We start from the raw sequence: 9,561 nt of genomic DNA, 5'->3' as shown, positions 1-9,561 counted from the left end.
CCGTCTTGCTCAGACCTTAAAATTTTACTCGGTGAAAGGGATGAGGGGATGAGGGGATGGGGAGAAATTATTCCGTACTAGAATTATTGCTTGCCTACATAGGAGAGTAATTTGCTACATTAGAATGCAGGGTTTAACAACAGTTAAAATTAATAAAAGTAATTGAACTGAGTTGATTCAAAATCGCTGTCGAGTACAATTGCTTAGAAGTGCATAGAGTTTATAAAATTTTTTAATGAAATTTATTTAAATTCTATATTTTTGCTTTAAAAACCGGGAAAATGACAAATTACCGTTCGTTAATCACTTATATCGGGTAAAGTGTGTCTTGCCTTAAAGAGAAGATTTTGTTAAGACAGCATAAATGAACAATTATACCGTAGTGTCTGCTTTGAAATCGAAGCTGGTGGGTTAAGAGTAATGCATGAAGCCCAAACCCCAGATGATGGGGCTGATCAAAATTTCAATTCTGTTGATTCGTCGCGATCGTCTGAGGGAACGGCTAATCCTTTTCATTCGATTTTAGCTGGTGAAAATAAAGTAACAGAAGTACTGTTGCTAAGACCAGCGTCTGAGGAAGTGCCAAATCAAACTGCCGATTTCTCAGAACAAGATGTCACAGAAGATATTGATCGAGTAGTAGAAGTAATTATTGATTCTCAACCGAGTCAGTCACATCAATTTGATCGGGAAACGAACTCACAATCTCCTCCCAAAGATGACTGGGTTGCCGAACCTAACGCTCAACAACAAGCGATCGTAGATACAGAATTCCAGAAATTGCTGGAACTTAACGAAGAATTACGTTCTGCTAACAATAAACTGTACGAGCAAGTAGAGGAACTAACTACGGCTTTAAATGATTCCCAAGCAGCTTTACAACGACAAAAAAAACGTGCAACCGTTGCAGAATCAATGTTTAAACAGCAAACTCAAGAATTAAATGCTGCTCAAGCACAGATCCAATCTTTGTTCGATCAGTTAGAAAATGCTGTTAAAAATTCTCAACGTCAAGAAAGCTTAGCTGAGTCATACAAAGGACAGATCGAATTGAATCAACAACGTCTTGCTCAGTTGGAACGCGAATCTGCTTTGATACAAACTAAGTACGACGAACAAACCAGCCTTTTATCGCAGTCAGAAAATGCTTGTCGCGAGTTACGTACTAGACTCAAACGTCAGCAGCGTCAAACTTTACAATTTAAAGCTGCTTTGGAAAAGAGTTTAGAAACATCAGTTCCTGGTTACGATACCCTTGATGATAATGACAGTAGTTTTCTCGATATAACGGCTAACTCAAAATTAAATAAATTATCGCAAACTCAAACCACAAGCAGCACACAGTTAATTCAACCTTGGTCGGCTCCACCAGAGTCATACAAAATACAAAATGACCTTTGGGAAGAAATTCTCACAACATCGGCAGCTAATGATAGTGAAAATCCCATTCAAGAATCTTCTAGTTGGGAATTTTCAGCTAATCCAGATATAGTGCCGACAGAAGATTTAGTAAATTATGATGCAGCAGAGCAGGAAACAACTGAACACCAAGTATCCCTGTCAGATTCATCGGAATTAGAAGAAAAGTTAGATAGCGTTATCCAAACATTTTTTTCTCAAGCTGAATCTGGATTGCCAAAAGCTTCCTCAAAAGAAGATACAGAAACCTCCCAAGCTATTATTCCTACTTGGAAAACTGTCTTAGAACCCTCTGGAACGAATCATAACAATGATCTTGTAATAAATGTTGATCGTCAAAATTATTCCACCCAGAGCGAGCAGACAGTTAGTTTTACCTCATCAATTAGTGACAATAACACTAGCGAAACTCAAGATTATTGGGAAGAAATCGAGCATTTTCCAGCTTTTCACTTATCCGAAAATACTTCATCGATCGAGATAATCAACAATCCTGACTACCATACTAATTCTCCTTCACCGTTAATTTATCCCAAACGACCACCCAAAGGGCGAAAATCCCTATCGTCAGTAGAATTACCAAAGTTTCCCCATAAGAGTTAGGAGTTAGGAGTTAGGAGTTAGGAGTTAGGAGTTAGGAGTTAGGAGTTATGAAATCGTATGTAGTGTCCGCTCCGCAAGCTCCCTGACTGTTTAATAAACAATTCCCAATTCCCAATTACCAATTACCAATTCCCAATTCCCTATTCCCAATTCCCCATTCCCTATTCCCTATTAACTATTAACTGATTACTTTCAACTCTTAATTGATAATTTTGATGTTGGGGAAGTGCAGTACCTGCGCTAAGTGCATAATTTATAGCCAACAGTCGTAACCACAACGCTGGAAAGCGAGGTTCTAACTTTGGCTGGATTGAACGAATAAATCGCTCGAACCACTTCCCGAATACAGCACTAACTATACTGTGACGGGTAAAGTCTATATAGTTACCAACCCATCTGAGTAAATCTTTCGCACCTGCAAGTTGCCAAATCCACAGCAGTAATGAGGGATTTTTCTTAGCCGCTTTTAATGCAAGTCGGTTGAAGGTTGACAAATTAAACCTGTCTTTGATGAAATTATCGGCGACTTCCAACGGTTCATCTGCTAATAAGCCAAAAAAGTTATTCAGCATAGCATTGATGCGTTCTGGTTCGATGAATCTTCCAGTGGGAACCATCATTCCTTTAGAAAACATCCAAGTTACGGCAACATTATTTTGAAAAGCACGAATTTGGTTCAAATGTTTTGCTTCAAGTAAATCATGCTTGAGCGCAGTATCTAAAAGTTCCGTTAATCTACCGAGATTGCGTACTAAGGAACCGAAGCCCGTAAACACTAAGGGAGACTGAAGCGATGCAGCATCACCGATCGCGATTAACCGATTAAAAGCAACGGTGCGATCGCGACTTCCGACACTGAAATGTCCTGGTATATATCCAAACGTGGGCTTTTTCCACACTAGTTTATCCATATCGCAGCGCCGATATTCTGGCAAAATGCTGAAAAAGTCTTCGTACATTTCCATTAAGGAGCCGGGATTTTTGGCGTTTACTTGGTGATAGTGAAATAAGTAAATCGTCAGTTCTTCGTTTTCTCCAGGAAATAATTCCCAAATCAATTGTCTTCCCCGCGAAATATCTCCATGACTGTTGAGAACGTCGCCGTATTGAGAATCCCAGACTTGAGGTTCAAATCCGCTTTCGACAACTGCTCCTACCGTCGGACATACGCTATCAAAAGCACGTTTTGGATTGAGTTGCCATGCGATCGGTGATGCCGTTCCCATCGCATCTAATAGCAATCTTCCACTCACAAGATGTTGATCTTGATCTGATGATAAATTCTTGAGCGTTACAACAACTTGAGATGCATCAATATCTGCTTTGATAAACTCCGTTCGATCCCAAATTTCACCGCCTGCCGATCGCAGTTTCTCGCCACATAGCTTCAGTAGTTTTTCTGAGTCTAAAGCTATATTTAAAACAGTTGGTGTGTGAAGGATTGGTGATTTGAGTTTATCGGGAATATAAGCGTCAAAAAATTTATTAAATCCATCTTTATACTCTCGGGCAATAATTGATTCCACTTCAGCAGCAGTCAGTAAACCCAAATTGACCAAACTTTGAATTTCCGAGCGGGAAATATTCCACTCCCGATTCATCTTCCCAAAAGGTAAACGTTCCACCAACAGTACTTTATAGCCTAATTTTGCCATTACTGCCGCATGAATAACCCCTAAAGCACCGCCAATATAGATCAGGTCAAAAGTGGGGGAATGGGGCAATTCTTTTGTCAAATCGTTGTGCGAAAACAAAACCTGTCGCGGCTGCTGGGGATTTCTTACACCCTCGCGCCAGCGTTGTTCCCACCAGTAAGCACGGTTTAGATCGTATTCTCCGTTAGGCATCTTCTGGAAATACTTAACCGTAAGCGGATAATAAGCAGCTAGCGCGGCAAAAATTGATTGATTGGACAAATCAATTACAGGTGGTTCGGGATAATTATGAGGAAAGCGATCGCGCACCTGTTTGGTGAGCTTTTGTAAAATTTGTATCTCAGAAGGAAATTTGTCGCCCCATCGAAACGCCTTTAAATACGTGGTTCGCTGCACATTCCACACAAATACGGATAATTCGTTTGGTAACTTTTCCGTAATATCTGAAGCAATGGATGTAGTATCAGACGACTTCAAGCGAATGCCATCGGACGTTAATATCTTGTCGCAAGTTCCCGGTTCAAATTCCGTCTGTAACCAGCGTCTGACTACTGCTGTATCGGTCGTTGGGATTTCTAAATAAATAATTTCTTTCATTTTTGATGGCAATATACCCAAAATCTACTCATTAAGACAGATTTAAGAAAGTCGTAAATCACGGTAAACTCCGCCCTATCAGTTGAATAAATATTCTGTAAAGAAAGTTTAAGAGTTCGCAAGTTTTTTTGTTCCTTTAATTATTCACACACACACCATGAATTATCCCATCCCAGATAACCCCCAAGAAATCTTTGCGATGAGACAACAGCCGGTTGACGAGGAACTGGTTGCTGTTGCGATCGCGGGTGTAATCAAATTAGTCCGCTCTCAAGGTCAATCCTTAGAAGAATTGACTTCACAACTTTTAGCAGAAGATACTGTGCTTGATAAACAACAACGTCGTTGGTTAACCCAAGTCGTAGCCCAAGCTTGGGAATCTTTCGCTTGATCTAGCTTAAATCTTTAATTCTCAAAACCATCAGATTAGAGAAATAAACCGCTATTTAGCGAGGATTCTATCAACTGCTACGCCAATCATCAAAGTGTGAGAGTGTTTTTAATATTTTGTCTGAGATTGGCAAGATCAGCGAAAACAATTTTTAACAAACAAATTAATTCTGTTGGTAATTGGTAATTGGGAATTGGTAATTGGTAATTGGGAATTGGGAATTGGTAATTGGTAATTGGTAATTGGTAATTGGTAATAGAATTTTAGATTGTCTCCCCATCTCCCCATCTCCCCATCCCCCCATCTCCCCATCTCCCCATCTCCCCATCTCAATCAACAAGCGAGTGTAAAAGTAAACCGTATTCCAATCCTTCTACTACTGCTTGATAGGAAGCTTCTAATATATTGTTAGAAACTCCTATGGTTGTCCAGCGCTGAATACCATTTCCGATTTCTACCATTGCGCGGGTTGTGGCTGAGGTTCCGCTATTCCCGTTGATAATCCGGACTTTGTAATCTGTTAGTTCAAATGTATTTATTTGCGGATAAAATTTGACTAAAGCTTTGCGTAAAGCTGCATCTAAGGCTGCTACTGGTCCGTTACCTTCGGCTGCTTCCCAAATATCTTCATCTTTGACTGCGACTTTAACTGTTGCAAGAGCTTTGGTTGTTTCTAAACCTTTTCCTAAATCGCAATGAATTTGAAAGCCTTTGACTTGAAAAAATGAGGGACGGGTTTGTAAAACTTCGCGCATTAACAATTCAAAACTAGCTTCGGCTGCTTCAAACTGATACCCTTGACTTTCTAATTGTTTGAGACGCTGTAATATTTCCCGCGTTGCTGGATGATTTTTATCAAGTTCAATGCCGAATCCATTTGCTTTAGCTAAAACGTTGCTGATTCCCGCTTGTTCGGAAATTACTATGCGGCGAAGATTTCCCACTTTTTCCGGTTCGATGTGTTCGTAGGTCAGCGGATTTTTTTGTACTGCTGATACATGAATACCTCCTTTATGAGCAAAAGCCGAACGTCCGACAAAGGGAGCGTGTTCATCAGGAGCTAGATTGACTACTTCACTGACAAAACTGCTAGTTTGTGCGAGGTTTGATAGCTGATTAGGAGCAATGCATTTGTAACCCAACTTTAACTGTAAATTCGGAATTAAAGAACAAAGATTGGCATTACCGCAGCGTTCGCCATACCCATTAATTGTACCTTGTACCATCGTTACCCCCGCCATGACTCCAGCTAAAGCATTAGCGATCGCCGTATCCGAATCATTGTGAGTGTGAATTCCCAATTGAATATCGGGGCAGTTTTTCTTGACATCGGTAACAATTTGTGAGACCTCGTGAGGTAAAGTACCGCCATTCGTATCGCATAAAACCAACCATTCCGCACCCGCAGCGACAGCCGTTTTGATCGTTTTTAAAGCATAATCGGGATTGTGCTTATAACCATCAAACCAATGTTCAGCATCGTATATAACGCGACGACCCTGACCGCAAAGATACTCAATCGTATCGCGAATCATTTCTAAATTTTCTGCTAAACTGGTTTTCAGACCTTCGGTAACGTGTAAATCCCAGGATTTGCCAAAGATAGTTACCCATAAAGTACCACTCGCAAGAATAGTTTGCAGCATTGATTCAGAGCTTGCTTTTTGTAGCGGTCTTCGAGTCGAGCAAAAAGGAACAATTTGCGCTTGTTTGAGCGGTTGTTGTTTTAGCTGCCAAAAAAGCTGCTCATCTTTAGGATTAGCCCCAGGCCAACCTCCCTCAATAAAAGGAATTCCCAGTTCATCGAGTCTCCGAGCAATACGTAATTTATCTTCGAGTGAAACTGACAAGCCTTCACGCTGAGTGCCATCTCGTAATGTGGTGTCGTAGATCCAAAGTTGAGGTGAGGAATTTACGGTCATAATAAGTAAATAGAGCGATAACTAAGAAAAGAAAATGTCAATATAGTAAGAAAAAGCTAGTTTGGTAACGTAAGATGCCTGTTATTTTAGCTAAACCTAAGACAATGATTGTATTGCAATCCCGGTATTGCATTTGGCAAGCTCAAGTTTGAATTTTTATATGCAACAGTCCGGGCATTGATTTTTATAGCAGCAATTAATAAAGTAATTAACAATTGAATGTTAATAATTTTGGTAAGTCTACCGGCAGCATCGCTGTATAGTTCAAATGCAACGTTGCTAAATTTTCCATTTTCCCGGCGAACAACTTTTTGACAAAAGTTAAAAGATTGGTTTTGAGTCAGGAAAATTGGAATATTAACAAGTAAGAAAAAATACCCCAAACGCTAATTAGGAGATAGAACAAAAATGGGTAGATGGACACCGTTAATTTTGATGGCAGGAGGCTTGGCGATTTTGCTAGGTACATTGTTGGGTATAAACTTTCCGATGGACGGACGCAATGCTGAAGTTTCGACTTCGACAAGGAGAAAAGAATCGCAAGTGCTTCCAGCGAATATTAATGTTAATAGTACTGCCACTGGGTCTTCGGTAGAAAATAGCGATCGCAACAACGTTGCCCAGAATAACAACAATAATAACCGAAGAACTGTTCAGAGTGCGCCGACAACTGCTCAAGGTAGTACATCAACAGATTCTACTACGCCTTCAAGCAGTACCAACCGAAGAAGAACTGGAGATAATGTACCAATTCGCGCATTATGGTAAAAGACGCGAGTCATAAGCAATTGGTTAGAATTTACAAGTTATGACATACAAGTTATTAGTTATTTGTTACTAGTTAGTAATAACTAACGACTAATGACCGGCTGACTAATGACTAGTGACATTTTAATTATTGGTTCTGGTATTATCGGCTTAGCAACAGCCATTGAGCTAAAACTACGCGGTGCAAAAGTCACCGCGATCGGCCGAAATCAAAAAGCAGCAGCAGCAACAGCCGCAGCAGGAATGTTGGCACCTTCTGCCGAACAAATTATCAATCCGGCTATGCGGCAATTATGCGATCGCTCGCTACATTTGTATCCAGATTGGACGAGAAAATTAGAAGAAATTACAGGTTTAGATACTGGTTATTGGGCTTGCGGTATTTTAGCTCCTGTTTATGAGGGACAAGGGGACAAGGAGAATAGTTTCTCCTCCATCTCCCCATCCGCTGCTCACTGGTTAGATAAACAAACAATCCATCAATACCAACCGGGATTAAGTGAAGAAGTAATTGGCGGTTGGTGGTACCCTGAAGATGCTCAAGTAGATAATAGAGCCTTATTTCAAACACTTTTAAATGCGGCTGAAAATCTTGGTGTTGAAATCCAAGAAGGTATTACGGCAAAAGGAATCATTCAGCAGCAAGGACAAGTAAAGGGTATACAAACCAATGCTGGTACCCTAAGCGCTTCTGTATACGTGTTAGCAACGGGTGCTTGGTCTAATCAATTATTCCCTTTACCAGTGCGTCCCTTAAAAGGACAAATGTTGAGCATTAAAGTACCTTTGTCCGCTACAGAATTACCTTTAGGTCGAGTGCTGTATGGAGATGATATCTACATCGTACCCAGACGAGACGGTAGAATCATTATTGGGGCTACTTGCGAAGATGTAGGCTTCACGAACGGAAATACACCCGCAGGTATTCAAAATTTACTCATCGCTGCTACTAGACTATATCCCCAGTTACAAAATTATCCCATCGAAGAATTCTGGTATGGATTTCGTCCTGCTACTCCCGATGAATTACCCATCCTCGGTAATAGTTGGTGCAAAAACTTAATAATTGCCACTGGTCATCATCGTAATGGTATTCTGCTAACACCCATAACCGCAAAATTAATTGCCGATTCGATTTTAGAAGAAAAATCCGATCCGTTACTAAATCACTTTCACTATTCACGCTTCCACAATTCATCATCTACTACCGCTATGCTGACTTCTTCGGTAAATTTCTCCAACGGTAATAATTCTTTACAAACGAACGGAATAAGTAAGTTACCAATTGAAGATTCAAAATTGATTATAGCTGGTAAAGAATTTACATCCCGTTTAATGACGGGTACGGGTAAATACAGTAATACCACCGCAATGCAGCAAAGCGTAGCCGAAAGTGAATGTCAAATAGTTACAGTTGCAGTACGCAGAGTGCAAACCAATGCTCCCGGTCACGAAGGTTTAGCCGAAGCATTAGACTGGAGCAAAATTTGGATGTTGCCCAACACAGCAGGATGTAAAACCGCAGAAGAAGCAATTCGCGTTGCCCGTTTGGGAAGAGAAATGGCGAAGATTCTCGGACAAGAAGATAATAACTTCGTCAAATTAGAAGTAATTCCCGACGCAAAATATCTATTACCAGACCCTATAGGCACCCTGCAAGCCGCCGAGCAACTCGTAAAAGAAGGATTTGCCGTACTTCCCTACATTAACGCCGACCCGATGCTAGCTCTTCGCTTAGAAGAAGTTGGATGTGCAACCGTAATGCCCTTAGCAGCACCAATTGGTTCCGGACAGGGATTGCAAACCACCGCCAACATCAAAATAATTATCGAAAACGCCAGCATTCCAGTAGTAGTAGACGCTGGTATTGGTTCCCCCTCCGAAGCAGCCCAAGCAATGGAAATGGGTGCAGACGCTTTGTTGATTAATAGCGCGATCGCACTTGCCAAAAACCCATCCGCAATGGCACGAGCCATGAATATGGCCGCAGTAGCCGGACGTTTAGCATATCTGGCTGGTAGAATGCCCATCAAAGATTATGCGAGTGCTTCCTCACCCTTGACGGGAACGGTTAATTAGGAGTTAGGAGTTAGTACCACCGGAGTTAGTACCACCGGAGTTAGTACCACCGGAGTTAGTACCACCGGAGTTAGTACCACCGGAGTTAGTACCACCGGAGTTAGTACCACCGGAGTTAGTACCACCG

7 protein-coding genes are annotated in these 9,561 nt (G+C 41.0%); 4 read left to right on the top strand and 3 right to left on the bottom strand.

The features are described 5' to 3' along the window. Positions 1–420: 420 nt before the first annotated feature. A complete protein-coding gene (locus VB797_RS17325; protein WP_323238965.1) occupies positions 421–2,022 on the top strand; it encodes a hypothetical protein in 1,602 nt (533 codons plus the stop codon). 161 nt (positions 2,023–2,183) lie between these two features. Here the strand turns inward: VB797_RS17325 and VB797_RS17320 are convergent, their stop codons facing one another. After that, positions 2,184–4,274 (bottom strand): flavin-dependent dehydrogenase, encoded by a 2,091-nt coding sequence (locus VB797_RS17320; protein ID WP_323238964.1) that lies wholly within the window; start codon positions 4,272–4,274, stop codon positions 2,184–2,186. Between the two features lie 157 nt (positions 4,275–4,431). On the opposite strand from VB797_RS17320, the gene VB797_RS17315 reads away from it, so the two are divergent. Then, a complete protein-coding gene (locus tag VB797_RS17315; protein WP_323238963.1) occupies positions 4,432–4,665 on the top strand; it encodes a hypothetical protein in 234 nt (77 codons plus the stop codon). Between the two features lie 135 nt (positions 4,666–4,800). Here VB797_RS17315 and VB797_RS17310 read toward each other — a convergent pair whose 3' ends face one another. Both VB797_RS17310 and cimA read right to left on the bottom strand, forming a co-directional pair. Then, positions 4,801–4,977, bottom strand: a complete 177-nt coding sequence (locus VB797_RS17310; RefSeq protein ID WP_323238962.1) for a hypothetical protein — start codon at positions 4,975–4,977, stop codon at positions 4,801–4,803. Between the two features lie 17 nt (positions 4,978–4,994). Next, positions 4,995–6,587, bottom strand: a complete 1,593-nt coding sequence (cimA, locus tag VB797_RS17305) for a citramalate synthase (RefSeq protein ID WP_323238961.1) — start codon at positions 6,585–6,587, stop codon at positions 4,995–4,997. 408 nt (positions 6,588–6,995) lie between these two features. Here cimA and VB797_RS17300 point away from each other — a divergent pair, with 408 nt between their 5' ends. Both VB797_RS17300 and thiO read left to right on the top strand, forming a co-directional pair. Next, positions 6,996–7,355, top strand: a complete 360-nt coding sequence (locus VB797_RS17300; RefSeq protein WP_323238960.1) for a hypothetical protein — start codon at positions 6,996–6,998, stop codon at positions 7,353–7,355. A gap of 108 nt (positions 7,356–7,463) precedes the next feature. Beyond that, positions 7,464–9,434 carry a glycine oxidase ThiO gene (gene thiO / locus VB797_RS17295; protein WP_323238959.1) on the top strand — a complete coding sequence of 657 codons (1,971 nt, stop codon included), beginning with the start codon at positions 7,464–7,466 and terminating at the stop codon, positions 9,432–9,434. Positions 9,435–9,561: the final 127 nt, after the last annotated feature.

Origin of the sequence: Rivularia sp. UHCC 0363 (assembly GCF_034931125.1) — a bacterium.
Lineage (GTDB): Bacteria > Cyanobacteriota > Cyanobacteriia > Cyanobacteriales > Nostocaceae > Rivularia.
Note: the sequence above shows the minus strand (reverse complement) of the source record. Positions and strands in the feature narration are given on the sequence as shown.